The 26,500-nt window shown below is 36.4% G+C and carries 27 protein-coding genes, 1 riboswitch and 1 other annotated feature; of the genes, 16 read left to right on the forward strand and 11 right to left on the reverse strand.

Annotated features, from left to right (window positions below):
- Nucleotides 1–57: 57 nt before the first annotated feature.
- Nucleotides 58–837, reverse strand: a complete 780-nt coding sequence (locus DN393_RS08625) for a GDSL-type esterase/lipase family protein (protein WP_064474862.1) — start codon at nucleotides 835–837, stop codon at nucleotides 58–60.
- Between the two features lie 362 nt (nucleotides 838–1,199).
- Here DN393_RS08625 and cpdB point away from each other — a divergent pair, with 362 nt between their 5' ends.
- Complete coding sequence (gene cpdB, locus DN393_RS08630) at nucleotides 1,200–3,551, forward strand: bifunctional 2',3'-cyclic-nucleotide 2'-phosphodiesterase/3'-nucleotidase (protein ID WP_149173448.1); 2,352 nt, start codon at nucleotides 1,200–1,202, stop codon at nucleotides 3,549–3,551.
- A gap of 50 nt (nucleotides 3,552–3,601) precedes the next feature.
- Here cpdB and nhaC read toward each other — a convergent pair whose 3' ends face one another.
- Complete coding sequence (gene nhaC, locus DN393_RS08635) at nucleotides 3,602–4,975, reverse strand: Na+/H+ antiporter NhaC (RefSeq protein ID WP_088047205.1); 1,374 nt, start codon at nucleotides 4,973–4,975, stop codon at nucleotides 3,602–3,604.
- 277 nt (nucleotides 4,976–5,252) lie between these two features.
- Nucleotides 5,253–5,473: a binding site (T-box leader), on the reverse strand.
- A gap of 142 nt (nucleotides 5,474–5,615) precedes the next feature.
- Between nhaC and DN393_RS08640 the strand changes: the two genes are divergently transcribed.
- The 8 genes from DN393_RS08640 to DN393_RS08675 all read left to right on the forward strand — a co-directional run bounded on the left by DN393_RS08640 (nucleotide 5,616) and on the right by DN393_RS08675 (nucleotide 12,377).
- Nucleotides 5,616–5,972: a hypothetical protein gene (locus tag DN393_RS08640; RefSeq protein WP_064474865.1), complete on the forward strand. Its 357-nt coding sequence runs from the start codon at nucleotides 5,616–5,618 to the stop codon at nucleotides 5,970–5,972.
- A gap of 122 nt (nucleotides 5,973–6,094) precedes the next feature.
- Entirely contained in the window at nucleotides 6,095–7,483 is a 1,389-nt protein-coding gene (bioA, locus tag DN393_RS08645) for an adenosylmethionine--8-amino-7-oxononanoate transaminase (RefSeq protein ID WP_088047206.1), read from the forward strand.
- Nucleotides 7,483–8,211 (forward strand): dethiobiotin synthase, encoded by a 729-nt coding sequence (gene bioD / locus DN393_RS08650; protein WP_088047207.1) that lies wholly within the window; start codon nucleotides 7,483–7,485, stop codon nucleotides 8,209–8,211. The genes bioA and bioD overlap by 1 nt, the downstream gene beginning before the upstream one ends.
- Nucleotides 8,177–9,364, forward strand: coding sequence for an 8-amino-7-oxononanoate synthase (gene bioF, locus DN393_RS08655; RefSeq protein WP_088047208.1), 1,188 nt, complete (start codon nucleotides 8,177–8,179; stop codon nucleotides 9,362–9,364). The genes bioD and bioF overlap by 35 nt, the downstream gene beginning before the upstream one ends.
- Nucleotides 9,361–10,101: an alpha/beta fold hydrolase gene (locus DN393_RS08660; protein WP_088047209.1), complete on the forward strand. Its 741-nt coding sequence runs from the start codon at nucleotides 9,361–9,363 to the stop codon at nucleotides 10,099–10,101. The genes bioF and DN393_RS08660 overlap by 4 nt, the downstream gene beginning before the upstream one ends.
- Complete coding sequence (bioC, locus tag DN393_RS08665; protein WP_149173449.1) at nucleotides 10,067–10,876, forward strand: malonyl-ACP O-methyltransferase BioC; 810 nt, start codon at nucleotides 10,067–10,069, stop codon at nucleotides 10,874–10,876. The genes DN393_RS08660 and bioC overlap by 35 nt, the downstream gene beginning before the upstream one ends.
- A 1-nt stretch (nucleotide 10,877) precedes the next feature.
- Nucleotides 10,878–11,876, forward strand: coding sequence for a biotin synthase (gene bioB / locus DN393_RS08670; RefSeq protein ID WP_098102730.1), 999 nt, complete (start codon nucleotides 10,878–10,880; stop codon nucleotides 11,874–11,876).
- 180 nt (nucleotides 11,877–12,056) lie between these two features.
- Nucleotides 12,057–12,377 carry a hypothetical protein gene (locus DN393_RS08675; RefSeq protein ID WP_064474872.1) on the forward strand — a complete coding sequence of 107 codons (321 nt, stop codon included), beginning with the start codon at nucleotides 12,057–12,059 and terminating at the stop codon, nucleotides 12,375–12,377.
- A gap of 29 nt (nucleotides 12,378–12,406) precedes the next feature.
- Here the strand turns inward: DN393_RS08675 and ribH are convergent, their stop codons facing one another.
- From ribH to DN393_RS08700, 5 genes are all read right to left on the reverse strand, one after another.
- On the reverse strand, nucleotides 12,407–12,868 hold the full coding sequence (ribH, locus tag DN393_RS08680) for a 6,7-dimethyl-8-ribityllumazine synthase (RefSeq protein ID WP_000230900.1): 462 nt from the start codon (nucleotides 12,866–12,868) through the stop codon (nucleotides 12,407–12,409).
- An 18-nt stretch (nucleotides 12,869–12,886) separates the two neighbouring features.
- Nucleotides 12,887–14,080, reverse strand: a complete 1,194-nt coding sequence (ribBA, locus tag DN393_RS08685; protein ID WP_064474873.1) for a bifunctional 3,4-dihydroxy-2-butanone 4-phosphate synthase/GTP cyclohydrolase II — start codon at nucleotides 14,078–14,080, stop codon at nucleotides 12,887–12,889.
- 12 nt (nucleotides 14,081–14,092) lie between these two features.
- Nucleotides 14,093–14,737: a riboflavin synthase subunit alpha gene (gene ribE / locus DN393_RS08690; protein ID WP_064474874.1), complete on the reverse strand. Its 645-nt coding sequence runs from the start codon at nucleotides 14,735–14,737 to the stop codon at nucleotides 14,093–14,095.
- A complete protein-coding gene (gene ribD, locus DN393_RS08695) occupies nucleotides 14,719–15,831 on the reverse strand; it encodes a bifunctional diaminohydroxyphosphoribosylaminopyrimidine deaminase/5-amino-6-(5-phosphoribosylamino)uracil reductase RibD (RefSeq protein ID WP_064474875.1) in 1,113 nt (370 codons plus the stop codon). The genes ribE and ribD overlap by 19 nt, the downstream gene beginning before the upstream one ends.
- 309 nt (nucleotides 15,832–16,140) lie before the next feature.
- Nucleotides 16,141–16,284: riboswitch (FMN riboswitch) on the reverse strand.
- Nucleotides 16,285–16,473: 189 nt separating this feature from the next.
- Nucleotides 16,474–16,680 carry a CDGSH iron-sulfur domain-containing protein gene (locus DN393_RS08700; RefSeq protein ID WP_001151582.1) on the reverse strand — a complete coding sequence of 69 codons (207 nt, stop codon included), beginning with the start codon at nucleotides 16,678–16,680 and terminating at the stop codon, nucleotides 16,474–16,476.
- Between the two features lie 287 nt (nucleotides 16,681–16,967).
- Between DN393_RS08700 and DN393_RS08710 the strand changes: the two genes are divergently transcribed.
- Complete coding sequence (locus tag DN393_RS08710) at nucleotides 16,968–17,213, forward strand: DUF2552 family protein (RefSeq protein ID WP_000360793.1); 246 nt, start codon at nucleotides 16,968–16,970, stop codon at nucleotides 17,211–17,213.
- A gap of 9 nt (nucleotides 17,214–17,222) precedes the next feature.
- Here the strand turns inward: DN393_RS08710 and DN393_RS08715 are convergent, their stop codons facing one another.
- Nucleotides 17,223–18,146 (reverse strand): alpha/beta hydrolase, encoded by a 924-nt coding sequence (locus DN393_RS08715; RefSeq protein WP_048546291.1) that lies wholly within the window; start codon nucleotides 18,144–18,146, stop codon nucleotides 17,223–17,225.
- 81 nt (nucleotides 18,147–18,227) lie between these two features.
- Between DN393_RS08715 and DN393_RS08720 the strand changes: the two genes are divergently transcribed.
- Both DN393_RS08720 and DN393_RS08725 read left to right on the forward strand, forming a co-directional pair.
- Complete coding sequence (locus DN393_RS08720; RefSeq protein ID WP_149173450.1) at nucleotides 18,228–18,716, forward strand: GNAT family N-acetyltransferase; 489 nt, start codon at nucleotides 18,228–18,230, stop codon at nucleotides 18,714–18,716.
- 99 nt (nucleotides 18,717–18,815) lie between these two features.
- Nucleotides 18,816–19,679 carry a LacI family DNA-binding transcriptional regulator gene (locus DN393_RS08725; RefSeq protein ID WP_064474877.1) on the forward strand — a complete coding sequence of 288 codons (864 nt, stop codon included), beginning with the start codon at nucleotides 18,816–18,818 and terminating at the stop codon, nucleotides 19,677–19,679.
- 23 nt (nucleotides 19,680–19,702) lie between these two features.
- Here the strand turns inward: DN393_RS08725 and DN393_RS08730 are convergent, their stop codons facing one another.
- Nucleotides 19,703–21,022, reverse strand: a complete 1,320-nt coding sequence (locus DN393_RS08730) for a Na+/H+ antiporter family protein (RefSeq protein ID WP_149173451.1) — start codon at nucleotides 21,020–21,022, stop codon at nucleotides 19,703–19,705.
- A 131-nt stretch (nucleotides 21,023–21,153) separates the two neighbouring features.
- On the reverse strand, nucleotides 21,154–22,152 hold the full coding sequence (locus DN393_RS08735; RefSeq protein WP_149173452.1) for an alpha/beta fold hydrolase: 999 nt from the start codon (nucleotides 22,150–22,152) through the stop codon (nucleotides 21,154–21,156).
- 121 nt (nucleotides 22,153–22,273) lie between these two features.
- Here DN393_RS08735 and DN393_RS08740 point away from each other — a divergent pair, with 121 nt between their 5' ends.
- Entirely contained in the window at nucleotides 22,274–22,750 is a 477-nt protein-coding gene (locus DN393_RS08740; protein ID WP_149173453.1) for a ribbon-helix-helix domain-containing protein, read from the forward strand.
- 126 nt (nucleotides 22,751–22,876) lie between these two features.
- On the opposite strand, the gene DN393_RS08745 is transcribed toward DN393_RS08740, so the two are convergent.
- On the reverse strand, nucleotides 22,877–24,466 hold the full coding sequence (locus DN393_RS08745) for a bifunctional metallophosphatase/5'-nucleotidase (protein ID WP_149173454.1): 1,590 nt from the start codon (nucleotides 24,464–24,466) through the stop codon (nucleotides 22,877–22,879).
- A gap of 202 nt (nucleotides 24,467–24,668) precedes the next feature.
- Here DN393_RS08745 and DN393_RS08750 point away from each other — a divergent pair, with 202 nt between their 5' ends.
- The 3 genes from DN393_RS08750 (at nucleotide 24,669) to DN393_RS08760 (ending at nucleotide 26,476) form a co-directional block, all read left to right on the forward strand.
- A complete protein-coding gene (locus tag DN393_RS08750; protein WP_142289345.1) occupies nucleotides 24,669–24,932 on the forward strand; it encodes a YqkE family protein in 264 nt (87 codons plus the stop codon).
- Between the two features lie 70 nt (nucleotides 24,933–25,002).
- A complete protein-coding gene (locus DN393_RS08755; RefSeq protein WP_088047213.1) occupies nucleotides 25,003–25,527 on the forward strand; it encodes a GrpB family protein in 525 nt (174 codons plus the stop codon).
- A 121-nt stretch (nucleotides 25,528–25,648) separates the two neighbouring features.
- Nucleotides 25,649–26,476, forward strand: coding sequence for an aldo/keto reductase (locus DN393_RS08760; protein ID WP_048546278.1), 828 nt, complete (start codon nucleotides 25,649–25,651; stop codon nucleotides 26,474–26,476).
- Nucleotides 26,477–26,500 lie beyond the last annotated feature (24 nt).

Below are 26,500 nucleotides of genomic sequence, written 5' to 3' on the forward strand. Positions count from 1 at the left end.
CACTCTCATTGTAACAAAAAAGACATGTTATAAAAATAGAATTGTTTCATGGAAACTTTAATATTTGTAGGCTAACACTTTTTTTGTAAATGAATCGGCAATAATCGTATAGCCTTTATCATTTGGGTGTACTTGGTCAAAGAGTAATTCTTTTTTATCATTCGATATTAATTTACGAATTGGTAAAACGATAGATGGTTGATTTGCTTTTGAAATGGAATAAACGGATTCATTCCAGCCATCTAAAAACATATCTGCATAACTGGCGATGGAGTCATCGAGTTGTAACGGGTTATAGAGTTCAGAAAGAATGAGTAAAGCATCCGGATTTTGATCTCGAACTGTCTTTACAATATTTTTTATATCCGCTTCAAAATGAGCTTTTTCTTTATTTAACATTTTAATACCATCTATAACACCGACATCACGATTTAAACGGAATAAATTATTTCCTCCAATATTAATTGTAATGATATTTGCTGCTCTAATTTTTTGCTTTACATCTTCTGATTGCACTTTTTTAGCGAGACGATCTGTTGTAAGACCGTTTATTCCAAGGTTTTCTACCGTAATTGGTTTATGAATTTGTGCTTCTATTTGTCTAGAAGCTAATTCAGCAAATCCCCCTTGTGTCGATCCATATCCTTTGGCGAGCGAATCACCTAGTACGAGATGATAAAAGGAATCGTTTGTTTGCTTATCAATCCAACTTGGAGTAGATGTTTTTTCTGTGTTTTCTTCGGGTTCATTTTGTTTTGTCTCATCGTTCTTTTCAAAATAAGAATAAGAAATGATTAGAAGGAGGAGACAAACAATTGTTAAGATGACTTTTTTCATATATTCATCCTCCTTGTAATTGGTAATTGTATCATATTCAGCAGTATTAACAATGTAAGGGCATATTATATGTTTATGAAAAGTTTACAATAACTTTACAGAAAATTTGTAGAAGTATGTCAAAAAATATTGACGATATGAAAGTACATTATATATGATAATGTCAGATAAGGTGAAATTTTAATGAGTAGTGCTTTATTTCCAACTAAGTAAAGTTTCACTAATCGGGCGTTTAAGGGGACTCCTCATTAGCGCAGGATGAAATGAAAATCTTGTCTCTAATAGAAGAAAAAAGGTATGTGGTTAGAGGCAAATAGAGGTTTATTTCATTATTTTGGGTAATTGTATAAGGGGGATTTTTTGTGAAAAAGTCAAAAAAAATGCTAGCTGGAGCAACTCTTGCTATTGGTGTAATAGCACCACAAGTGTTGCCAACAACAGCTCATGCGGATGAGAACAATGGGGAGAGTACGGTTAACTTACGAATTCTAGAAACATCAGATATTCACGTTAACTTAATGAATTACGATTATTATCAAACGAAAACAGATAATAAAGTAGGTCTCGTGCAAACGGCAACACTTGTTAATAAAGCACGTGAAGAAGCGAAGAACTCTGTCCTATTTGATGATGGGGATGCATTACAAGGGACACCGCTTGGAGATTATGTAGCGAATAAAATAAATGATCCGAAGAAGCCTGTGGATCCTAGTTATACACATCCATTATATCGTGTAATGAATTTAATGAAGTATGACGTCATCTCTCTTGGGAATCATGAATTTAACTACGGTTTAGACTATTTAAACAAAGTAATTAGTAAAACAGAGTTCCCGGTTATTAACTCGAACGTCTATAAGGACGATAAAGATAATAATGAAGAGAACGACCAAAACTACTTTAAACCATATCATGTTTTTGAAAAAGAAGTAGAAGATGAATCAGGTCAAAAGCAAAAAGTGAAAATTGGCGTAATGGGATTTGTTCCACCTCAAGTTATGAACTGGGATAAAGCGAATTTAGAAGGAAAAGTGAAAGCGAAAGATATAGTTGAAACAGCGAAGAAAATGGTGCCAAAAATGAAAGCAGAAGGTGCAGATGTTATCGTTGCACTAGCGCATTCCGGTGTTGATAAGAGTGGATACAACGTTGGCATGGAAAACGCGTCGTATTATTTAACAGAGGTTCCTGGTGTAGATGCAGTATTAATGGGACATTCACATACTGAAATGAAGGATGTATTTAATGGTGTTCCAGTTGTAATGCCTGGTGTCTTTGGAAGTAACCTAGGTATTATTGATATGCAATTGAAAAAGGTAAACGGAAAATGGGAAATACAAAAAGAGCAATCGAAGCCGCAACTTCGTCCGATTGCTGATAGTAAAGGGAACCCATTAGTAAAATCTGATCAAGAATTAGTTAATGAAATTAAAGATGATCATCAAGCGACAATTGATTATGTGAATACAGCTGTAGGAAAAACGACAGCGCCAATTAATAGTTATTTCTCATTAGTACAAGATGATCCTTCTGTACAACTTGTAACAAATGCGCAGAAATGGTATGTAGAAAAGTTATTTGCTGAAAATGGACAGTACAGCAAATATAAAGGAATTCCAGTTTTATCTGCAGGAGCACCATTTAAAGCAGGTGGCCGAAACGGTGCTACATATTATACGGATATTCCAGCTGGAACGTTAGCGATTAAAAACGTGGCAGATTTATATGTATATCCAAATACGTTATATGCTGTAAAAGTAAATGGGGCACAAGTGAAAGAATGGCTTGAAATGTCTGCAGGTCAGTTTAATCAAATTGATCCAAAGAAAACAGAAGAACAGCCGTTAGTAAATATAGGCTATCCTACATATAACTTCGATATTTTAGATGGCTTAAAATACGAAATTGATGTAACACAACCAACGAAATACGATAAAGCTGGAAAAGTTGTAAATGCAAATACGAATCGTATTATAAATATGACATATGAAGGTAAGCCAGTAGCTGACAATCAAGAGTTCATCGTCGCTACAAATAACTATCGCGGAAGTAGCCAAACGTTCCCAGGTGTAAGTAAAGGAGAAGTTGTATACCAATCACAAGATGAAACACGTCAAATCATTGTGAAGTATATGCAAGAAACACCAGTTATTGATCCAGCAGCAGATAAAAATTGGACGTTTAAACCGATTGTTGCAGATAAATTACACACAACATTCGATTCTTCACCAAATGCACAAAAGTATATAAAGAAAGATGGGAAAATATCATATGTTGGACCATCTGAAAATGAATTTGCTAAATATGCAATTGATATAACGAAGAAGAACGATGATGATAAGGAAACTGGTGGAGAGAATCCAACGACACCGCCAACAGGTGAAGGGAATAATGGAGGAAATCCAACGACACCACCAACAGGTGAAGGCAGTAATGGAGGAAATCCAACGACACCACCAACAGCTGAAGGCAGTAATGGAGAAAATCCAACGACACCACCAACAAATGAAGATAATAATGGAAATAATGCAGGATCTGGACAAACTACAACGGATAATCAAAACTCAAAAGAAACAATAACTGTAAGTGAAAATAAAGAAGAACGTGATTTACCGAAAACAGGTACAAGTGTTGCTTCTACAATTGGAGCAGGTTTGGCGTTTGTTGGAGCGGGATTACTTCTGTTATTTAGAAGAAAGAAAGCAAATAAATAGTCGAGAAATATAAAAAAGGATTACCGATTTAGGTAATCCTTTTTAGTATATTATGAAATTGGTACTGCTTTTTCTTTCTTCCATGAAAGACCAAATCCAGTGAAACCAACAATAATTGTTAAGACTGGGCAAGCTAAACAGAAAATTGCGTATGGAAGGTAATCGAATGTTGGAACGCTAAGGACGTTTGTTAAGAATACGCCACTTACACCCCATGGTACGAGCGGGTTAATAACTGTACCTGCATCTTCTAATACGCGTGATAAATTACGACGCTCTAAACCAACTTCATCGTATTTAGTAGCAAATGCTTGTCCTGTTAAAACGATTGATAAGTACTGCTCACCAAGTAAGAAGTTTACACCAATTGCAGTTGAAGCAGTAGAAATAATTAAGCGTGTGCTATTTTTTACGAAGCTAGAGATGATATTCATGAGCTGCGTGATAATACCCATTCCTTGTAATAATCCTCCCATACAAAGTGCTAGGAAAATAAGCGCAATCGACATCATCATGCTTTGTAGACCACCGCGAGATAGTAAGCTATCAATATCTTTAATACCAGTTTTAGAAACGTAGCCGTCTTGCATAATTTTCATTAAATCAGCTAAAGAAGTGCTAGGTTTAAAAATAAAGAGAATAATAATTCCTACCACAATTCCTGCAAGCAATGTTGGAACAGCTGGAACTTTTTTAAATGCGAATAGGAACAGTAATAAAATTGGAATAAGTGTAACGATAGAAATCGTTGCATTTTTCTCTAATGTGCTAATAAATTTTGTGAAGTCAACGTCTCCACTCGTACCGCTTCCTAAAATGAAAAATGCGATAAAAGCAATAATGAAAGCTGGAACTGTTGTCCAAAGCATGTTACGAATATGCTCAAATAAATCTACACCCGTTACAGCAGGAGCTAAGTTTGTTGTATCAGATAAAGGAGACATTTTATCTCCAAAGAATGCGCCAGAAATAATTGCACCAGCGATTAGAGCCGGATCGTATCCGAGAGCACTACCCATACCCATAAAGGCAAGTCCTACAGTTGCGGCAGTTGTAAAGGCGCTACCTATACTTGTTCCAACAATTGCACAAACTACAAAAACAGTTGGAACGAAAATTTTAGGAGATACAATCTGGAAGCCGTATACCATTAAAGTTGGAATTGTTCCAGCAGCGATCCAAACACTAATTAATACGCCTACCAGTAAGAAAATAAAAATAGATGGAATACCAGCTGAAATACTACTGATCATCCCTTTTTCCATAGTAGACCAAGAGATTTTTTTCATAAATCCAAATGCTAATAAAAGAACGATACCAAATAAAATTGGGATGTGTGGTGAAACTTCTAATTGGATAACACTAAAGCCAATACAGAAAAAGATAAATAATGTTAAAAGAACAGATTCAATTTTTGAAACCATTGTTTTTCCCTCCTAAGTAATCTAAAATAGCTCTTTTTTATATAAAATTCGCCAATATTGTATATTTCCTTCTAAAATTTAGAATTTTGTGACAAATTACCGGTAATTGTTGATCCTTCAATATGATACGGAAATGATTGGATAAAAAAACGTCCCTGCATATAATTATGCAGGGACGAAGAAATCGCGGTACCACCCTAGCTTGTGAAATGAATGTATCACAAAATAAAGGGTCGTATGATATGCGCTAATAAAATAAAAACGCCCCTGCAATATATGCAGGGACGAAAAATTCGCGGTACCACCCTAAATTGTGAAACAGTTTCGTTTCACCACTCTTTAGATATAACGGTCTATAACCGTCTTTCACTACTCCTTACGTTTCGCAAAAGAAGCTCCAGGGGGTAATTCATAATTCGCTCTGTACTGGTTCGCACCGACCACCAGCTCTCTGAAATCAGAAATCGAAATACTACTAAATCCTATCAATGCCGATTCATATGATGTTAGTTAAATTTTTATCACATTTTCATCTTATATGTCAATAAAAATGTTCAATATTTTTTTAGGGAAATAAAGGTTAAATGTTTTTAATGTTCTAAATTTGTACGTTATAATGAATTTGAAAGGGGAGGAAAGAGTGAAGAAAAAAATAATTCTTTTTACCACCTTACTAGTCATTGGCGGAAGTGCTGGAATTTACACAGCTTTTGCAGCTGAGTCAGAGCAGGCGAAACAAAAGCAAATACAGCAGTCAGAAGCGAAGAAAGTGAAAGAAGATGAAGAGAAGAAGTCGATGGAAAAAGCAGCTGAGAAACTAGGAGTTTCTACTGAAGGGAAAACAAAAGAAGAGGTTACGAAAGAAGTAAATACCGCAAGATTTGAGAAGCGCCATGATTTATTAATTGAACATGCAAAACAACTTGGAATTGATACAGAAGGAAAAAAAGATGAAGAGATTATTTTAGAAATCGGAAAGATACAACACGGAAAGTAGAACAACTTATCGTATGATAAGTTGTTCTTTTTTAAGAACTATTTGATTTAAAAATAATTGACAGTCATTTAAATTTAATGTTAACTTTATTTATAAATTAGTTAACATTAGGGGTGACAATTGTGACTGTTAATAGTAATACGACTGAAAAATCGTCTTATACATATGAAGAATTATCGGAGAAAAATAAAGCTTATGTATGGCATCCGTTTACACAAATGAAAGATTATTTAGAAGAAGATCCTGTCATTATTGAACGTGGAGAGGGAAGAAAGCTATACGATGTAAATGGAAATGAATATTGGGATGGTGTTTCATCTATTTGGTTAAATGTTCACGGACATCAAGTACCAGAATTAGATGAAGCAATTCGTGAGCAATTAAATAAAATTGCCCATTCTACTATGCTAGGACTTGCTAACGTTCCATCTATTTTATTAGCAGAAAAAATAATTGAAGTTGTGCCAGAAGGTTTGAAGAAAGTATTCTATTCAGACTCCGGTTCTAGCGCTGTTGAAATTGCAATTAAGATGGCCTTTCAATATTGGCAGCATAAAGGAAAACCGAAGAAACAAAGATTTGTTACATTAAAAGAAGCATATCACGGTGATACAATTGGAGCTGTTTCAGTAGGAGCGATAGACTTGTTTCACCAAGTGTATAGTTCACTTTTATTTGAGGCAATTAAAATGCCGTATCCATATACATATCGTTCTCCTTATGGAAATAATAAGGAGGAAATTGTGAAAAAACATTTAGAAGAAATGGAAGAGCTGCTCAAAGAAAAGCATGAAGAAATTGCGGCGATTATTGTAGAGCCTTTAATGCAAGGTGCTGGCGGTATGATTACAATGCCAAAAGGATACTTAAGAGGGCTCCGTACTTTATGTACAAAATATAATGTTTTATTTATTACAGATGAGGTAGCGACTGGATTTGGGCGTACCGGGAAAATGTTTGCATGTGAACATGAAAATGTAACGCCAGATATTTTAACAGCCGGAAAAGGTTTAACAGGTGGATATTTACCAGTTGCAATCACCGTAACGACAGATGAAATTTATAATGCCTTTTTAGGAGACTATGAAGAACAAAAAACGTTTTTCCACGGTCATAGTTATACAGGGAATCCGTTAGGGTGTGCGGTAGCCATTGCGAATCTAGAGATATACGAGAAAACAAATTTAATAGAAGAAGTGGCACGTAAGACAGAATATGTGGCGACGCAATTAGAATCGCTCTTTGCATATAAACATGTAGGGGATATTCGTCAGTGCGGGTTAATGATTGGAATTGAACTTGTGAAGAATAAGGAAACGAAAGAAGCGTTTGAATGGACAGAGAGAGTCGGTGTTCAAGTGTGTAAACGCTCAAGAGAGCTGGGCATGATTTTGCGGCCACTCGGCAATACAATTGTATTTATGCCTCCTCTTGCTTCTACAATTGATGAGATTGATGATATGTTACATATTTTGTATAAAGCAATCTCGGATGTTACGGAGGGAGAATAATGAACGGTTTTTTTGTAACAGCAACGGATACTGAAGTAGGGAAAACTGTAGTTGCCGGTGCATTAGCAGGTGTATTTAGAGAATTGGGATATAACATCGGGGTATATAAACCGTTGCAAAGTGGACATGTTGCATCAAATCCAGAGGGAGATGCAGCAAGGTTAAAAGCATTATCAGGTGTACCGGCAAAAGAAGATGAAATTTGCCCTTATTCTATTGAAGAGCCTCTTGCTCCGAGACTTGCCATGAAAAGAGCTGGAAGAGTAGTACATTTAAAAGACATTACGGATCATTATAATGAACTCTTGAAAGAGTTTAATAGCCTATTTGTAGAAGGAGCAGGTGGACTGGCTGTTCCATATACAGAAGACGCTTTAGTAATTGATTTCGCAAAGGAATTACAGCTTCCTCTTATTATAGTCGCACGCCCTACATTAGGAACAGTAAATCATACAGTTTTAACGATTGCTTATGCAAAGGCACAGGGCTTAACAGTAGCAGGTGTAATTTTATCCGGCTGCAAAGAATGTGAAATGGAAAGAGTACAAGAAAATAAAGAAATGATTGAAGAGCTAAGTGGGGTACCGGTTTTAGGGTTATTACCATTCTTTGAAGGGGCGTTTACAAAAGAAGAAGTCTTGGAATCTGCAAAAGAGTATATAATGATTTCAAAATTAGAGGAGTTCATCCGAAATGAATCAAACGTGGCGCACACATCTTCAATCTAAATTGCAACAATTAAATGAGCAAGGGCAGTATCGCAATTTGCATGTAACCGAACAAGCAGAAGAGACATGGCTTATTCGAGATGAAAAAAGGATGCTAAATTTAGCGTCAAATAATTATTTAGGGTTAGCTGGAGATGAGAGGTTAAAAGAAGCTGCTATTGCATGCACAAGAAAATATGGAACTGGGGCGACGGCATCAAGGCTCGTTGTAGGAAATTATTCACTGTATGAAGAGGTTGAGAGAAGTATATGCGATTGGAAAGGCACTGAAAAATCCTTAGTTGTAAATAGCGGATATACCGCAAATATTGGAGTGATTTCTTCGTTAGCCTGTCGTCACGATATTGTGTTTAGTGACAAATTAAATCACGCAAGCATCGTGGATGGAATTATATTAAGCGGAGCAGAGCATAAAAGGTATCGTCATAATGATTTAGATCACTTAGAGAAGCTGTTGCAAGTAGCACCGCCAAAAAAGAAGAAATTAATCGTAACAGATACTGTTTTTAGTATGGATGGTGATACTGCATATTTAAGAGATTTAGTGCAAATGAAAGAGAAATACGGGGCAATTATGATAGTTGATGAAGCACATGCGAGTGGGATATATGGAATTGATGGAGCAGGATTGTCTCATATAGAAAAAAATATTGCTCAAAACATTGATATACATATGGGGACGTTTAGCAAGGCTTTAGGGTGTTATGGGGCGTATTTGACAGGTGATGCAATGTATATAGAGTATTTACAGAATATGATGAGAAGCTTTATTTTTACTACTGCTTTACCACCAGGAACGTTAGGGGCGGTACAAAAAGCAATTGAAATTGTGAAAGATGATAATGAAAGAAGAGAGAGACTTATAGAGAATGGAGCCTATTTTAGGACACATTTGCAAGAAGCTGGTTTTGATATTGGGAATAGCTCAACTCATATTGTACCGATTGTAGTCGGTTCAAATGAAACAGCTTTACGGTTTAGTAGAAGGCTGCAAGAGGTAGGTATTGCAGCAATTGCAATTCGTCCACCAACGGTTCCAGTTAATAGTTCACGGGTCCGTTTTGCGGTTACGTCCCAACATACAATAGCTGATTTGAAATGGGCTATTCAGCATATTATACGCATTGGTAAAGAAGAGGGGTTTTTCGTATGAAAGAGCTAAAGATTATTTTTATTCCTGGGTGGGGAATGGAAGAAGGTGTTTGGACTTTAGTTCTGCCGTATTTTAAAGGATATTCTGTTCAATGTATCAATTGGCGTAATGTGAAAGAACAAAGTGAATTTGCGGGGCGAATAATTGATGTAGCAAAAGATGAAAATGTAATTTTAGTTGGATGGTCACTAGGAGCGTTAGCAGCAGTTCAAGCTCATAAAAGGGTTAAGGCAAAAGGTATTGTACTAATTGGTGGTACTGCCAAATTTACAAATACGAGCGATTATAAGAGTGGATGGAATACTCTGCATGTAGAACGGCTGAAAAAGAATTTAACGAGAAAGAAAGAAGATACGCTCAAGCGGTTTTATGAAAATATGTTCACGAAAGATGAGCTGAAAGAGAATAAAAGGTTTGAAGATATGATAAAACGCTTTAAAGGTGATTCTATTCAGTCTTTGCAATTAGGTTTGGAGTATTTAATAGAAGCAGATATGAGAGAAGAACTGAAAGAAATTAAAGTCCCTATACTACTTATTCACGGAGAGCAGGATGTAATTTGTCCATGGTCTGCAGCGCGTAGTATGGCGGAGAATGAGACTGCCACGCTCAAGATAGTAAGTGAGGCTGGACACGCATTATGCGTAACGAATTTCGAATATTGCGGAAATGAGATAATTCAATTTGTAGAGGGGATACGACATGATCAACAAAACGTTACTTCAAAAACGGTTTAACGTGGCAGCTGTATCCTACGATCAATATGCAAATGTACAAAAAAAGATGGCACATTCATTACTTTCTACATTGAATCGGCGATGTAGTGCAAATGCATCGATACGTATTTTAGAACTTGGATGCGGGACAGGATATGTTACAGAGCAATTATCAAACTTATTTCCGAAAGCACATATTACAGCCATTGATTTTGCTGAAAGTATGATTGAGGTTGCGAAAACTAGACAAAATGTGAAAAATGTAATGTTTTACTGTGAGGATATCGAAAGATTACGACTAGAAGGAACGTATGATGTCATTATTTCGAATGCTACATTTCAATGGCTAAATGATTTAAAACAAGTGATAAGAAATTTATTTCATCATTTGTCTATAGATGGGATATTACTCTTTTCAACGTTTGGACATGAAACATTTCAAGAATTGCATGCTTCATTCCAGCGGGCGAAAGAAGAAAAAAATATACAAAATGAAAAATCGATTGGGCAACGTTTTTATTCGAAAAATCAGTTGCGCCATATGTGTGAAATAGAAACAGGGGATGTGCATGTTTCTGAAACATGTTACATAGAGAGATTTACAGAAGTTAGGGAGTTTCTACACTCTATTCGAAAAGTAGGAGCGACCAATAGTAATGAAGAATCATATTGTCAAAGTCCCTCACTCTTTCGTACGATGCTTCGCATATACGAAAGAGACTTCACGGAAAATGAAGGGATAATGGCGACGTATCATGCTTTATTTATGCATATAACAAAAGAGGGGAAGAGATGAAATGAAACAAGTACAAACAAAAAGGGATTGGAAAAAACTTGCGCATGACGTAGTAGAAGAGAAAATGATTACGAAAGAGGATGCAATTGCAATATTAGAAGCTGATGATACAGAAATTTTAGAAATTATGAATGCAGCTTACATCATTCGCCATCATCACTTTGGTAAGAAAGTAAAATTGAATATGATTATTAATACGAAATCTGGATTATGTCCTGAAGATTGCGGATATTGTTCACAGTCTATTATTTCAGAGGCGCCGATTGATAAATATGCATGGTTAACGCAGGAAAAGATTGTAGAAGGAGCACACGAAGCAATTCGCCGTAAAGCGGGTACATATTGTATTGTAGCATCTGGTCGTCGCCCGACCGATAAAGAGGTGAATCACGTAATTGGAGCAGTTAAGGAGATTCGTGAAACGACAGATTTGAAGATTTGTTGTTGTTTAGGTTTCTTAAACGAAGATCAAGCAGGACGTTTAGCAGAAGCGGGTGTACATCGTTATAACCACAACTTAAATACACATGCAAATAATTACGAAAGTATTTGCTCCACTCATACGTATGACGATCGTGTTGATACAGTTCAAAAAGCAAAACAAGCGGGCATTTCACCATGCTCTGGGGCGATTTTTGGAATGGGAGAGACAATAGAAGAACGTGCTGAAATTGCATTTGAATTACAACGTATAGATGCAGATTCAATTCCATGTAATTTCCTTGTTGCTGTAAAGGGTACGCCGCTTGAAGGACAAAAAGAATTAACGCCGGTAGAATGTTTAAAAGTGCTGGCGATGATGCGTTTTGTAAACCCAACGAAAGAAATTCGCATTTCAGGAGGACGTGAAATTAATTTACGTTCTGTACAGCCAATCGGATTATTTGCAGCAAACTCTATCTTTGTCGGGGATTATTTAACGACAGCTGGGCAAGAGCCGACTGCAGACTGGGGTATGATTGAAGATTTGGGATTTGAGATTGAAGAATGTGCATTATAAGATAGATAAAAAGCAAACTTGTAAAAGAGTTTGCTTTTTTGTAAATAAAATGTAATAAATAGTTGTGAACGCTTGATACTATTGGTTTTTGAGCGAAAAAAAGAATTTTGGTGGACGAATTTTCCAAGCCCCAATTGTACATAGTAAATATGTAATTTATATTGGGTTGGAGGATTTTACATGCACAAATATATATTAGCGATTATGACTTGTCTAATTTTACTAAAAGCAATAAGTGCTGATCCAGTTAAGGCTGCTGAAAATCCTGAACAAAAAGAGATGCAACAACGAATTGAACAACATTTTCGAACGAAAGCTGAACATTTTGGATTGAAAACAGAAGGAAAAGATTTAAAGGAAGTGCGAAAAGAAATTACTATTATAGAAGAAGCGAAGAAAAGGGAGAATATATGGAGAACAGCACAAACGCTTCGTATACAAACAGAAGGAAAAACAATGGATGAATTAATAAAAGATGTACGGAAAAAAGTAAAAAAATAAAAAAGAGGCCGCAGCCTCTTTTTTATTTTTTATGCCCATTGTTTTGATAAATGAGCCATTTCAATCGCAGCAACGGCGGATTCATAGCCTTTATTACCAGCTTTCGTGCCCGCGCGTTCAATCGCCTGCTCGATCGTTTCAGTCGTTAATACACCGAAAATAACTGGGATGTCTGTTTGTAGTGATAAAGATGCAACTCCTTTTGCTACTTCATTACAAACGTAATCGTAATGTGTTGTAGCACCACGAATTACAGTACCTAACGTAATAACAGCATCATACTTCCCGCTATTAGCCATCTTTTTAGCGATTAAAGGAATTTCAAATGCACCAGGAACCCAAGCAACATCGATATCAGTTTCTTCTACACCGTGACGCTTTAATCCATCTAAAGCTCCGCCGAGTAACTTACTTGTAATAAATTCATTGAAACGTCCAACAACAACCCCAACTTTTAATCCTGTACCAACTAAATGACCTTCGAATACCATAATGAATCTCTCCCTTTATTATAAGTTTAGTAAATGTCCTAATTTGTTTACTTTCGTTTGTAAATACGTTTTATTCTCTTCTTTTGTTGGCATTTGCAATGGAACACGCTCGATTACTTCTAAATCGTAACCTTGTAAGCCAGCAATTTTTCGTGGGTTATTCGTTAATAATCGTAACTGTTGTAAACCTAAATCTTTTAACATTTGAGCGCCAATACCGTAATCACGCAAATCAGCTGGGAATCCAAGTTTTTCGTTTGCTTCTACCGTATCGAATCCTTCTTCTTGTAACTTATAAGCGCGAAGCTTATTAAGAAGGCCGATGCCTCGTCCTTCTTGTCTCATATAAAGAAGAACGCCTTTTCCTTCACGTTCAATTTGAGCAAGTGCAGCATGGAGTTGTGGTCCGCAATCACAGCGGCATGAGCCAAATACATCTCCTGTTAAGCACTCTGAATGAACGCGTACAAGTACAGGCTCTCCTGTTGAAATATCACCTTTTACGAGTGCGATATGCTCTTTCGTATCTAATGAATTAGAATAGCCAATTGCATGGAAAGTACCGAAATCTGTAGGTAATGTAATTTCCACTTCTCGGGTCACTAGTGTTTCATGGTGGCGGCGAAAAGCAATTAAATCTTCTATTGTAATCATTTTTATATCAAATTGTTTTGCGCACTGTAGTAAATCAGGTACGCGAGCCATCGTACCGTCCTCATTGATAATCTCGCAAATGACTCCAGCTGGTTCTGCTCCGCAAAGCTGTGCTAAATCGACGGCAGCCTCTGTATGACCAGCACGGCGCAGTACACCGCCTTCTTTCGCGATTAATGGAAAGATATGTCCAGGACGATTGAAATCAGCACCTTTTGATGCAGGGTTTAACAATTCTTGTATCGTAGTCGCCCGTTCGTGAGCGCTAATCCCTGTTGTTGTAGAAACATGATCAATGCTCACTGTAAATGCAGTATGATGCGAATCTGTATTATGAGCTACCATTGGTTCTAATTGTAGACGCTCTGCGTACCCTTCCGTAATCGGTACACAAACGAGACCACGCCCATGTGTAATCATAAAGTTAATCGTTTCTGGCGTAATATACTCTGCTAAAGCGATAAAGTCGCCTTCATTTTCACGGTTTTCATCATCGCATACGATAACGACTTTTCCTTGTTTTAAATCTTCTAGAGCTTCTTCAATACGATGAAACATAATGCTTCCCCCTTATAGAAATCCGTTTTCTTGTAAAAAGCTTTCGCTCATTGAACCTGTTCGTTTTACAGGTTTAGAAATAAAGCGTTCGATATATTTACCGATCATGTCACACTCAATGTTTACTATGTCACCGGCATTCTTTTCTCCGATAACAGATTCACTTACTGTGTGCGGGATGAGTGAGATTGTGATGGAAGATTCGTCTATATCAAATATCGTTAAACTCGTTCCATCAACAGCAACGGATCCTTTATGCAAACAATAGCGCAGCAATTCATCAGCAATAGCTATTTTGTAATAGACGGCATTATAGTGTTGTTTTTTGTTTAATATCGTTCCGATGCCATCAATATGTCCTGAAACGAAATGCCCACCGAATCGTCCGTTTGCAGCCATCGCCCGCTCTAAATTTACTTTAGAGCGGGGTTTAAGCATGCGAAGTGATGTTGATTGCATCGTTTCAGGCATTGCGTCCACTGTGAATGAAGTTGTTGTGAAACTCGTTACAGTTAAGCAAATACCGTTAACCGCGATACTATCACCTAAGTGAACATCTGATAAAATTTTATTCGCATGGATCGTTAACTTCATTGCTTCTCCGCTTTGTTGCATGTTTGCAATCGTTCCTAATTCTTCTACAATTCCTGTAAACATTCCGTCACCTCACTTCGGGCATTCGCAACGATTTTTATATCATCACCAACTTGTTTCATCTCTTGAATTTCCAAGGAAAGTGCATCTTGCAATGCTGCGAAACCATTTCCACCAAATAAAGTAGGGGCATCATTCCCACCAATTAATATCGGGCTTATATAAGTTATAATTTCATTGAAATGCTTTGTTTGTAAGAAGCTTGCATGAGTCGATTGGCCTCCTTCAACGAATAAAGAAAGAATTTGCTTCTCTCCAAGAAAGAAAAGGAGGTCCTTGAGGTCTATATGTTTTGTTTTCATTTGGAATATAGCTATATTTTCAGATTCATAAGAAGCTATTTTCTCTTTATTTACATCCTTACCGACAAAAATCCATGTCGGTGCTAAACCATCTGTTATGACATGAGAAGATGGTGGTGTTCGTAAATGGGTATCTAAAATGACGCGTATAGGATGTTTACCCCCGTTAGGAATTCTGGTCGTTAAATGCGGATTATCAGCTATAACTGTATTTACTCCAACGAGAATCGCATCATGTGTATGGCGATATTGGTGAACATCAGCTCGTGCTTCTTCACCTGTAATCCACTTACTTTCACCAGTGACAGTTGCTGTTTTTCCATCTAAGCTCATCGCTGTTTTTATTGTTACAAATGGACGTTTCGTTTTCATGTAGTGAAAAAAGAAACGATTTAATAAGGTGGCTTCTGTTTCAAGAACACCGGTAGTTACTTCGATGCCAGCTTCTTCTAATCTCCTTTTTCCAGTACCAGAAACGAGAGGATTGCAATCAAGAGTAGCAATTACAACCCGTTTGACTCCTTTTTTGATGAGCAATTCACAACAAGGTGGTGTTTTTCCAAAATGGCTACACGGTTCAAGTGTTACATAAACGGTAGCTCCTTTTGCTTTTTCACCAGCCATATGAAGAGCGTGAACTTCTGCGTGTTCTTCACCTGCACGTAAATGAGCGCCAATACCGACGATGTTTCCATCTTTTACAACAACAGCACCAACCATAGGATTTGGACTTGTTTGTCCGGATGTTCCTTCTGCTAACTGCAGGGCAATCCTCATATATTCTTGATCTGTCATTTTCTTCACCTCTCCTGAAAAAATCAAAAAACCCCAAGGATTTTATATCCTTGGGGTTTGGGAGACGTGATTTCTAGAAATATAGTTCGAATACGAAAGTATAGGAAAGAAACCTAACGATGATTGATATTTTGGCATAAGGAAAAAACCTAGCAAAATATCAAATTTTTCAAGCGCTAGTCGTATCTTTTTATTTCAGTGTAGAAACATAAGTATACAAAATAAAACATATATAAAGATTCAAAATGAAACTTTAAAAATATGCATACTGAAATAAAAGTGTATTCGCTATATAAAATTACTAGAAAACATATCCTTCTCCCATCCAGACTATACTGTCGGCCCTAGAGTTTCACTAGATCCACCGTTTTCGTGTTGAAAACGGGTCACGGACTTAGAAGTTTGCACTTCATCACCGCCGGTTGGGAATTTCACCCGACCCCGAAGGATGTTGTTTGCTCAAATTATAGCACAAAAAAGACAAAAGGCTAGTAAAAAATATTCGAATGTGAAGAATTGTGTGAAAATATATGTAAGTTGGAATGAGGACAAAAGTATGAGGAATGTTGTAAGGAAAAGGGGGGACGAGAGTTAATGAAAAGAAAAAACATGCACAAAAAAATGTGCATGTCACATGTGAAATTATTCTGCCTCTGGTGCTCTAACAACAGACTCGAATTTCCCTTTATGCGAAGCATCGCAATAAGGCATATTTTTTGATAAACCACAACGGCATAAAGAAAATGCCGGTTTTGCTGGGAATACATTCCCTTGTGAATCGACTAATTCCACGTCCCCTGTAACACGAAAAGAGCCATTATCATTTACTTTAATTTGTACTTTCGCCAACGCTATCCCTCCTTCCCAAACGCTTAATTTCATCATATAATTAAGAGAAGTACTTGACAATATAAAGTGAAACTTTAATTAGTGGGGGAGGTATCCCCCACTAATTATTAGTTGAACCAATCGGGCTTTTAGGGGCAGTTAATCTCCCACCTAACTTCTTTGTTTTAGCTGAGTTTTGAGGTGGGAGTTTTACTGCCCGTTAATGCGGGGTAAAAAGAGCACTTTGTTTGAGAAAGAAGAGAGTGTTATAATAGTTTTCATAACTGACTAGAGTAAGGTGACGAGAGATGGATAAACAATTACATACATTACGAAACATTGCAAATGAGCGCACGTGGGCATCATTTTTGAATGATAATCATCCATATAGTTTGTTACATTGGTCCATTGCAGGTGTAGGGCAAGAGGCAAAGGATGTTTGGTTACTTCAAGATGAAGTAACATTTCAAACGACAGAATTTCCAACGTTAGACGATGCAATGCAATGGATTTCTGAAAACATGGAACAAGTTACAGACGTTTTAGCGCAATAAAAAACAGGCTTATGCAAGCCTGTTTTTTGTTTCTTTTACATATGAGTTTAAAAATTGATCAACGGCTGCTTCATACTCTTCTTTATTTTCGTTATAAGAGCAAGCGTGTGCACCGCGTTCTGCAATATAAAGTTGTTTATTGTTTTCTTTTGCTTCATATAGTGCTTTCGTCATATCAGCTAAAATATAATCATCATCTTTACTATGAATAAAGAGGACGGGATTGTTAATATTTTTTATACAATCGATTGGTGAAACTTCGCGAATCGTATAACCGTCACGCACTTTTAAAAAAGCATTTGCTAAAGGTAATAAAGGCCATTTAGGTAAATGGAATTCAACCTTTAAACGGTGTTGTAATTGTCCGTAGAAATCAGAAAAAGGACAATCTGCAATATAGAAATCAGCACCATCTTCTACAAGTCCTGCGTATTGAAGAAGTGTTGCAGCTCCCATAGATTCACCATGAATACCGAGTGTTATATTTGTTCCAAATCGACTTTTTAGCCAGTCAACTACAGATTTTAAATCATGTTTTTCATAGTATCCATAGCTTGTTGTTTTTCCGCCAGTTTTACCATGACGACGATGATCATAAATAACGACATTATACCCTCTGTTTAAAAATAACCTTGCATATTTTACAGAGTTCATTTTATTTACAGTTACGCCGTGACAAAAAATCATAAACTTATTGGAATGACCAGCAGGAATATAATAGCCGTGAAGATCATATCCGAATTGCGAAGGAATATGAATTTCTTCTTTATGAAGAGCATCAAAATCCTCTATACGAAAATGTTTTTTCGTTTCTCTTTCGAGTACTTCTTCCTCTGTTTTTTTCTTTAAGTACATCACTTTATTTGTAAAGAAAATCCCAAGGGCAGTTATCGCACCTAGTATAGTAAACAATGCTGCAAAAAAACGTTTCATACTTTACCTCATCCTCCAAATACCGTTACATGTGATACACTTACATTGTATCACAATGATAGAAAAGGGGAGAAATAGGAAATGGTGTATATACAAAAAATTACGCCAGCGATGAAAGAAACAATCCGAATGTTCATGTGTGAGAACTGGGGGAGTTCATTGATGGTTTCACGTGGTAAGGGGCACCAGTTAGAAGGGTTGCCAGGATTTGTTGCGCTCTCGGATGACAGAATAATCGGAATTATAACGTATCAAGTGACCGGAAATATGTGTGAAATTGTATCGTTAGATAGCTTTGAAGAAAGAAAAGGAATAGGGACGAAACTTGTAGATTGTGTATTACAAGTTGCAGAAGAAGAAGAAGAACGGTGCGGGCGGGTTTGGCTCATAACAACAAATGATAATATGAATGCGTTACGTTTTTACCAAAAACGTAATTTTGTGATGACTAATTTATATGTGAATGCAGTGGAAGAGGCACGAAAAATAAAGAAAGAAATTCCGCGTATCGGATATGATAACATCCCAATTTTACATGAAATACAGTTGGAGTATCGTTTAATAAATTGATGTAACAATTTTCAGAAATATAAGTTAGTAACCTTGACGAATATTGTAATTTAGGTTACCGTAAAATTGTAATCTATTACCATATTAAGGGGTGACGATGTGGCAACTATACGTGATGTTGCAAAATTGGCAGGTGTTTCAGTCGCAACCGTTTCACGAGTTATTAATGAAAAAGGATACGTTCATGAGGACACAGTAAAACAAGTAAAGGAAGCAATTGAGGAATTACGTTATAGGCCAAATAGTGCAGCAAAGCCATTATTTAAAGAGAATTCAACGATAATTGCATTACTTGTAGATAATCTATATGACCCATCAAACATCACTTTGCTACATTGTATTGAGGAAATAGCATATAAAGAAGGATATCAAATCATTGTTTGTAATATAGAGAATAAAGATAGATACATACATATGTTGAAGGAAAATAACGTTGCAGGTGTTATTTTAACAAAATCCGTTTTTAAAAGTATAGGAGAAATTCCACTTCCGTTTGTTGTGATTGATGAAAAAAAATCCCATGCAAATTATTATGAAAAGGGACAAAGAACGGTTTCTTTATTAAAAGAAAAAGGCTGTCAATTTCTTGCTTATTTCGATGAGGGAGAAGATAGTGAAGAAATGGAAGAGCACATATCAGGATTTTTAGACGCTGTTTGGGAGGAAGGGATCTCTTATCGAGAAGTATGTGTACAAGGGTATACGAATAAACAATTTATTACATTCTTGCAAACTCACCCGTATATAGATGGAATTGTAACTTCAAGTGAAAAGGTTACTTTTGAGTTAATTCAAGCAGCGAAAAATTTAAATATCCGTATACCGGATAAGTTGAAAATCATTGGACCGAACGGGAGCATAGACAGTGAATGGATAGGCCCGTCACTCCTGAAAATTGAAAGTTGCGCCGAAGAAAATGGGAAAATAGCTTTACAACAATTAAAAGAAAAAATAAAAAAGTAAAAGGTGCGTATAAAACGCACCTTTTATAATGTAATTGCGGCAATAAAGCCGAATATAAGTAACGGTATATTATAATGCAGAAAAGTTGGTACACATGTATCCCATATATGATGGTGTTGACCATCAGCATTTAAACCGGATGTTGGCCCAAGTGTACTATCTGATGCTGGAGATCCCGCATCGCCTAGCGCTCCAGCTGTACCGATAATTGCAATTGTGGCCATTGGACTAAATCCAAGCTGCATGCAAAGAGGCACAAAAATTGTTGTTAAAATAGGGATGGTTGAAAAGGATGAACCAATTCCCATCGTAACGAGAAGTCCAATCACAAGCATAAGAAATGCAGCGAGTGGTTTGTTATTTCCAATTATATGTGCACTCGTTTGCACAAGAGATTCAACATGTCCTGTTTTTCGAAGAACAGCACCAAATCCAGCGGCAGCGATCATAACAAAACCGATAAAGGACATCATGCGCATTCCGCTTGTTAATATAGCATCAGCTTCTTTAAGAGGTAGACTACCACTTACTGATAAGACGATAATCCCCGCTAAAGCACCGAAAATCATTGATTCTGTTGCTAATTGAACGGTTAATGTGGCTATGATAGATAACAATCCGAAAGTAATGCTACGTTTTGTATAGGGAACGATTTCATTTGCGGTAGTATGAACTTGTTCTGTTTCATACGTACGAGGTTTCCGGTACGTAATGAATACCGCTATACATAATCCAATAATCATACCGATTGCTGGAATAGTCATTGCTTTTGGAATAAGTGCGACATCAAATGTAAGACCACTTTGCGCAGCATTTGTTTGCAATACGTCATGATAAATTTTTCCGAACCCTGCTGGAATCCACATATAAGGAGTAATCAATCCGAATGTAATAATACATGTAACAAGTCTGCGATCCACTTTCAGCTCATTTAATACTTTTAAAAGTGCTGGAATTAAGATGGGGATGAAAGCGATATGAACAGGAATCACATTTTGTGAGAAACAAGCCATCGTTAAAATGATGAATAAAATAAGTATTTTAGAATAAACTTGTTTTTTCGTGTCTTGTTCATTGCCAATCCATTTTAGTGCAGTTTGAATCATGGCATCTGGAAGTCCTGTTTTGGAAAGGGAAATAGCGAAACCGCCAAGCATTGCATAACTTAAAGCGATTGGAGCACTGTTTCCAAGGCCAGTTGTAAAAGTGTTAATAGTTTCTGAAATACCGAGTCCACCGATAATTCCGCCTGTTAAAGCTCCAACAATGATGGCGACAATGACCTGGACGCGAAACAAACTAAGCAATAGCATAACTGCTACTGCGACGAGTACAGCATTCATAATAGATGTAATCTCCCTAAAATTTTATTGTGCTAAGGCAAGTAAATATGAAGCACTTTGCTATATTTATACATAGTTGCGACATATTATTATAAATTGTTTTCTATGAAATGTAAAAGAGCCTTTTGTTACTAATGCTGAAAAGCTAGCTCTTGTTTAATTGATTGTAAAGAATTGGCGAATAATTCTGGTTCTTCTAAATCAGGAGAATGTGCTGAATTTGGGAACCAAATCATTTTTTTTATGGGGGCTTCTATTACATCACAATATTCCTGAACGAGAGCATAAGGAGTTTGATAATCATAGCGACCAGAACAAAAATAAACCGGAATAGATAAGCTTGAAATAGAAGAAAAGAAATCGATTGTCAACATTTCTTCCCATAAAACGCCAGATTTTAAATTTCCTGCGAGAAACTTGAACCAATCTAATAGCGTATATTCAGGAGAAAAGAAGCCTTTTCGTATGAAAGAAAAGGAAGATCCGTTTTGGATTGCTCCGCCGAATGTGCCAAGCCACTTTCTTTGAATAATAAGGCGTCTCGTATCTAAAAATGGTGGTTTGCCTAATTTTAAAAGGGACGCTAATGCTTTTTTATGATCATGTTTTTTTGCAGAACGAATTAAATGCTGATATAGCAATTCTTCGTTTTGTTTCATATGTACAATCTGCCCAATACCGATGTAAGCCTCGATATACTGCGGATATTGATGTGCTATGTTAAGCCCAATAATGCTTCCCCAAGAATGACCAGCGAGAAATAGTTTCTGTTTACTGAACTTTTTAAGTACATATTGAATCACTTCTTTTGCATCGGAAACGAATTGTTCGATTGTAAAATTTGCTCCGAAATCTTTCATTGAAAAGGATTTACCTGCCCCGCGCTGATCCCAATTAATAACGATGAAGTGTTTCTCCAATTCTTTTTGAAAATGACGAATAAATCCAATTTGTGCCATTCCAGGTCCGCCATGACAGCATAATAAAATTGGCTGCTCTATGTTTTGCCCGCGAATAAGGAGAGTTTGTTTTCGATTATGAATCATAACGCTTTCCATCGTAGCAATACTATTAGGAATGAGTTGTTTATTTTCATTATAAAACTGTGGGGTATAGCTACGAAAAAGCATATGGAAAACCTCCTTTTCTGAAATCGTATGAATCGCACAGGCTATTCGTTTTGCATATACTGTTAGAAAATCATTGTAACATACCATACTAGTGTCATTTCAATACGGGAGGAGGGAAATTGTGACGATTGGAGAAATTATAGATTGCTTAAATAGACGTGAATCCATCGCTATTATAGCAAAACGTCTTGAAATAAGCCCATATACATTATCAAAGAAATTAAGATTAATTGGATACGAATATGATGGAGAACAGAAGAAACGTATTTTTGTAGGAGATGGAGAAGAACCGCGTCACTTACAACTCCAAGAAGCGACAGCCCTTCAATATGCGACAACGGATTATCAATTATTAATTTATGAGCAATTACAAAGTATTTATGAGTTATTAAGAAAGAGAGAAGAAGTAATTGTGCCCATTATGAGTATAAGTACAGAAAAAAAGAAACGTACCTTTTCTATTAATAAAGAAATATTAGCAAAACTAGACGTTATATCAGAATCGAAAGGAATTCAAAAATCTAAACTTGTAGAAGAGGCGTTACAACAATTTTTACAACAATATGATTTTAACAAAACATCACATTTTGATAACTAAAGAAAAGGATACTATGTTCATTGTAAGAACGAGTATCCTTTTTAGGTTTTACTAATATTGTGGATTAAGTAAGTATAAGTGCGTATCCTTTACAATAAAAATCTGGATCGCATATTAGGGAAATACTTAATTTACCTTTTGAATTCTTCCATCAATAACTGGCTGAATTGGTTCTTTTAATTGTTTTACATAATCGACTAGCGCTTCAAAGTCGTTTGGACCAGTTTCTGAATTCTTTCCATTTTTAAATGATACGAATCCGTCACCGCCAGAAGCTAAGAAAGCATTCGCAACTACGCTATACGTTTTAGATGGAGATAACTCTTCGCCATTTGTTAAGCGTATATTCGTAACCTTTTCACCGCTTGGTTTATTTGCATCCCACGTATATTGAATACCTGAAATTTGAAGCATTCTTGTTGTTCCTTTTTGCCATTGTTGATTTAAAATGTCGCGAATATCTTGACCTGTTAAATCTACTTTAATCAATTGGTTTCCAAAAGGCTGAACGCCATATAATTCGCCCCAAGTAATATCGCCAGCATCTAAGTCATTACGAATGCCACCAGGATTCATAAGTGCGATTTGAGCTTGCATCGTTTGACGCTGTGCGTCGGCAATTACATTCCCAAGAGTAGATTCACCAGCATCATTTTGTTTACGGTCGATAGGTGCTGTAGATTTTCCTACAACTTCATTTACAAGTGGTGCGATTTTTTCTTTATATTGATCTATTTTTTGTTTTACTTGTTTATCAGGTTCGACACCTTCATGATATGTTGTAATCACTTCAGCTTTTTTCTTTACAATATCTTTTGTCTTACGATCAATTGTTACATCTACGTCTGAGAAAGCTGTTCCATAAGAGTTCGCTTGGACGATTAGTTTATTATTTACAGTACCATTTACATACGTGTGACTATGTCCACCGAAAATAACATCAACTTCCGAGTCTGTTTCATTTGCAATTCGAGTAAGGTCTCCATTTGTCACGCCAGACTCATCAGTTGTTCCGCCGACATGGGCAAGGACGACGATGGATTTAACACCGAGACGCTTTAATTGTTGCGCTGATTTATTAATTGCTTCTACTTCGTCAGTGATCTGTACATTTTTAAGCATAGTAGGCATCACGACATTTGGCGTATCAGTTGTAACAACGCCAATGAATCCTACAGGAACATCATCTACCATTTTTACAGTAAATGGTGGTAAAAATAAGCGACCAGTTGATTTGTTATAGAAGTTAGCAGCGACATAAGGGAAGTTAGCACCTTTGAAATTCCCTGTTTTCTCGTGATATCCACCGTAAATGAGGCGTTTCATTTCATCGATACCTTCATCAAATTCATGGTTTCCGATTGTACCAACGTCGAATTTTAAGTCATTTAAAAATTCAATCGTTGGTTCATCTTGTAACAACGCTGAAACTGGTGGACTAGCTCCGACAATATCGCCAGCATGTACGAGAAGTGTATTAGGGTTTTGCTTTTTACGTTCTTTTAAATAAGTAGCTAAGTAATCAGCGCCACCAGCTTCTTTGTTATTAATTTTTTTAACAGTATCTAGTTGTCCATGGAAATCATTAATACCAAGCATTTGTACGTCTACGTAGCGGTTTTGTTTAGCTGGAATCTGGGATGGGGGAGCGGCAAATACGCTTGAAAAAGTTATGGTGCTTAAAACGGCAACAGCAGGAATGATTTTTTTCCACATAATTCATTTCTCCTTTTTTTTATAATCTGACATCATACGACATAATTTTAATAGATTCATAGGATTATATCTATATAAAAATTTAGTTTTTTCGAAAAATTAACATATTTACAAAAGGTGAATAATAGAGTAAAGAACCTTTTTTATTGTCGAGATCATTGTGTATCTACTATAATGGAGAAAAAAGTAAAAGGTGAGTAGCATGAAGAAAAAGAAACAAAGACAAATGCAAAGACAATCGCAAGTTAATAAACCAGAGAAAGAGTCGCTTACATTAGGCGATCAATTAAATGATTCACTCATGCAGCAATTAAAGAATAAGAAGAAAGAATTGCAAGTGAGAGAAGAGAAAAAAGAGGCAGCTGAACTGGAAAGAAAGCGCCGAGAACAAAAAGAACGAGAAAAGAATAAATCATTTGAAGAACTGTTAAGTGAAAGTAGCCTTACTTGGAAAGACTTTAAATAATATAAAAAAATGATCAGTGCATACCGCTGATCATTTTTTTGACGAGCTTGTAAGAAAAGGGGAGTGTAAAATGAGAAAAATTGTAGTCGTTCCGCATGAAAATCATTGGAACGAAAAATTTCAAATAGAGGCCGAACGATTAAAATCGGCGATGCCAGAAATGGTGAAAGTCCATCATATTGGAAGTACATCAGTGCCAGGACTGGCAGCTAAACCAATTATAGATATGATTATGGAAGTAGAGAGTATCGACAGAGTAGATGATTGGAATGAACGTTTTGACGAGCTTGGTTACATCGTAAAAGGGGAAAATGGTATTTCAAGACGTCGTTATTTTATTCATGGAACGGAGGAAAAACGCTCGTATCACTTACATGTTTTTGAAAAAGGAAATCCTGAAATAGTAAGGCATTTAGCGTTTCGTGATTATATGATGGCTCATTGTGAAGAAGCAGAGGCATATGCAACCTTAAAGAAAGAATTAGCCGAAAAATATACATATGATGGCACGTTATATACGGAAGGAAAAAATGAGTTTGTACGTAGTGTTGATGAAAAAGCGAAAGAATGGAGAGAAGGAAATATGAATAATTGATTTCGCGTTTTAATGTATAAAATTATTATGTAAACTGTACATATGTTTTGACTTTTTGGTTGAATCTTGTTGAAATAAAGTGGCGGCTTATAAAAAATGTAAGAATGAAAGGGAGACGACTGTGCACATTCCAACAACTACACTTCATAATGGCGTAAAAATGCCGATGATTGGTCTAGGCGTTTATAAAGCGAAAGAAGGCGACGAAGTAAAACAAGCAGTAAAAACAGCGTTAGAAGTTGGATACCGTTCGATTGATACAGCAACTGTATATGAAAATGAAAGCGGTGTCGGAGAAGCGGTTCGTGAATCAGGGATTCCGAGAGAAGACATATTTATTACAACAAAAGTTTGGAACGACGATCAAGGATACGAGGAAACACTTGAGGCGTTTGAAAAAAGCTTAAAGAAATTACAAATGGACTATGTAGATTTATATTTAATACATTGGCCAATAAGAGGAAAGTATGTCGATACTTACCGAGCGTTAGAGAAACTGTATGAAGAAGGTAAAGTGCGCGCGATTGGTGTTTCAAATTTTCATAAACATCATTTAGAACTGTTATTACCAAATTGTAAAGTGAAGCCGATGGTCAACCAAGTGGAACTTCATCCGATGTTAGCGCAATTTGAATTGCGTAATTTCTGTCAAGGTGAGCAAATTCAAATGGAAGCATGGAGCCCATTAATGAGAGGCGGGGAAGTATTCGAGAACCCGATTATTCAGGCCATTGCTACGAAATATGAAAAAACACCTGCGCAAGTTATATTAAGATGGGATATTCAAAGCGGGGTAGTGACGATTCCTAAATCTGTTACACCATCACGTATTAAAGAGAATTTTTCTATCTTTGATTTTTCACTAACAGAAGAAGAGATGACTCAAATTAATACGTTAAATCGTAATTTACATGTAGGAACGAATCCTGATAAATATGATACGCTATAAAAAGACGCTACCGGTATGGTAGCG

Source organism: Bacillus sp. BPN334 (assembly GCF_008368885.1).
GTDB classification, from domain to species: Bacteria; Bacillota; Bacilli; order Bacillales; family Bacillaceae_G; genus Bacillus_A; species Bacillus_A wiedmannii.

Bases quoted from the DNA above. Each gene is read 5' to 3' on its own strand.
- DN393_RS08625 (WP_064474862.1), bottom strand. From the start codon at position 837: ATGAAAAAAGTCATCTTAACAATTGTTTGTCTCCTCCTTCTAATCATT.
- nhaC (WP_088047205.1), bottom strand. From the start codon at position 4,975: ATGGTTTCAAAAATTGAATCTGTTCTTTTAACATTATTTATCTTTTTC.
- bioD (WP_088047207.1), top strand. From the start codon at position 7,483: ATGAACGGTTTTTTTGTAACAGCAACGGATACTGAAGTAGGGAAAACT.
- bioF (WP_088047208.1), top strand. From the start codon at position 8,177: ATGAATCAAACGTGGCGCACACATCTTCAATCTAAATTGCAACAATTA.
- DN393_RS08660 (WP_088047209.1), top strand. From the start codon at position 9,361: ATGAAAGAGCTAAAGATTATTTTTATTCCTGGGTGGGGAATGGAAGAA.
- bioC (WP_149173449.1), top strand. From the start codon at position 10,067: ATGATCAACAAAACGTTACTTCAAAAACGGTTTAACGTGGCAGCTGTA.
- bioB (WP_098102730.1), top strand. From the start codon at position 10,878: ATGAAACAAGTACAAACAAAAAGGGATTGGAAAAAACTTGCGCATGAC.
- DN393_RS08675 (WP_064474872.1), top strand. From the start codon at position 12,057: ATGCACAAATATATATTAGCGATTATGACTTGTCTAATTTTACTAAAA.
- ribH (WP_000230900.1), bottom strand. From the start codon at position 12,868: ATGGTATTCGAAGGTCATTTAGTTGGTACAGGATTAAAAGTTGGGGTT.
- ribBA (WP_064474873.1), bottom strand. From the start codon at position 14,080: ATGTTTCATCGTATTGAAGAAGCTCTAGAAGATTTAAAACAAGGAAAA.
- ribE (WP_064474874.1), bottom strand. From the start codon at position 14,737: ATGTTTACAGGAATTGTAGAAGAATTAGGAACGATTGCAAACATGCAA.
- ribD (WP_064474875.1), bottom strand. From the start codon at position 15,831: ATGACAGATCAAGAATATATGAGGATTGCCCTGCAGTTAGCAGAAGGA.
- DN393_RS08710 (WP_000360793.1), top strand. From the start codon at position 16,968: ATGGATAAACAATTACATACATTACGAAACATTGCAAATGAGCGCACG.
- DN393_RS08715 (WP_048546291.1), bottom strand. From the start codon at position 18,146: ATGAAACGTTTTTTTGCAGCATTGTTTACTATACTAGGTGCGATAACT.
- DN393_RS08720 (WP_149173450.1), top strand. From the start codon at position 18,228: ATGGTGTATATACAAAAAATTACGCCAGCGATGAAAGAAACAATCCGA.
- DN393_RS08730 (WP_149173451.1), bottom strand. From the start codon at position 21,022: ATGAATGCTGTACTCGTCGCAGTAGCAGTTATGCTATTGCTTAGTTTG.
- DN393_RS08735 (WP_149173452.1), bottom strand. From the start codon at position 22,152: ATGCTTTTTCGTAGCTATACCCCACAGTTTTATAATGAAAATAAACAA.
- DN393_RS08745 (WP_149173454.1), bottom strand. From the start codon at position 24,466: ATGTGGAAAAAAATCATTCCTGCTGTTGCCGTTTTAAGCACCATAACT.
- DN393_RS08750 (WP_142289345.1), top strand. From the start codon at position 24,669: ATGAAGAAAAAGAAACAAAGACAAATGCAAAGACAATCGCAAGTTAAT.
- DN393_RS08755 (WP_088047213.1), top strand. From the start codon at position 25,003: ATGAGAAAAATTGTAGTCGTTCCGCATGAAAATCATTGGAACGAAAAA.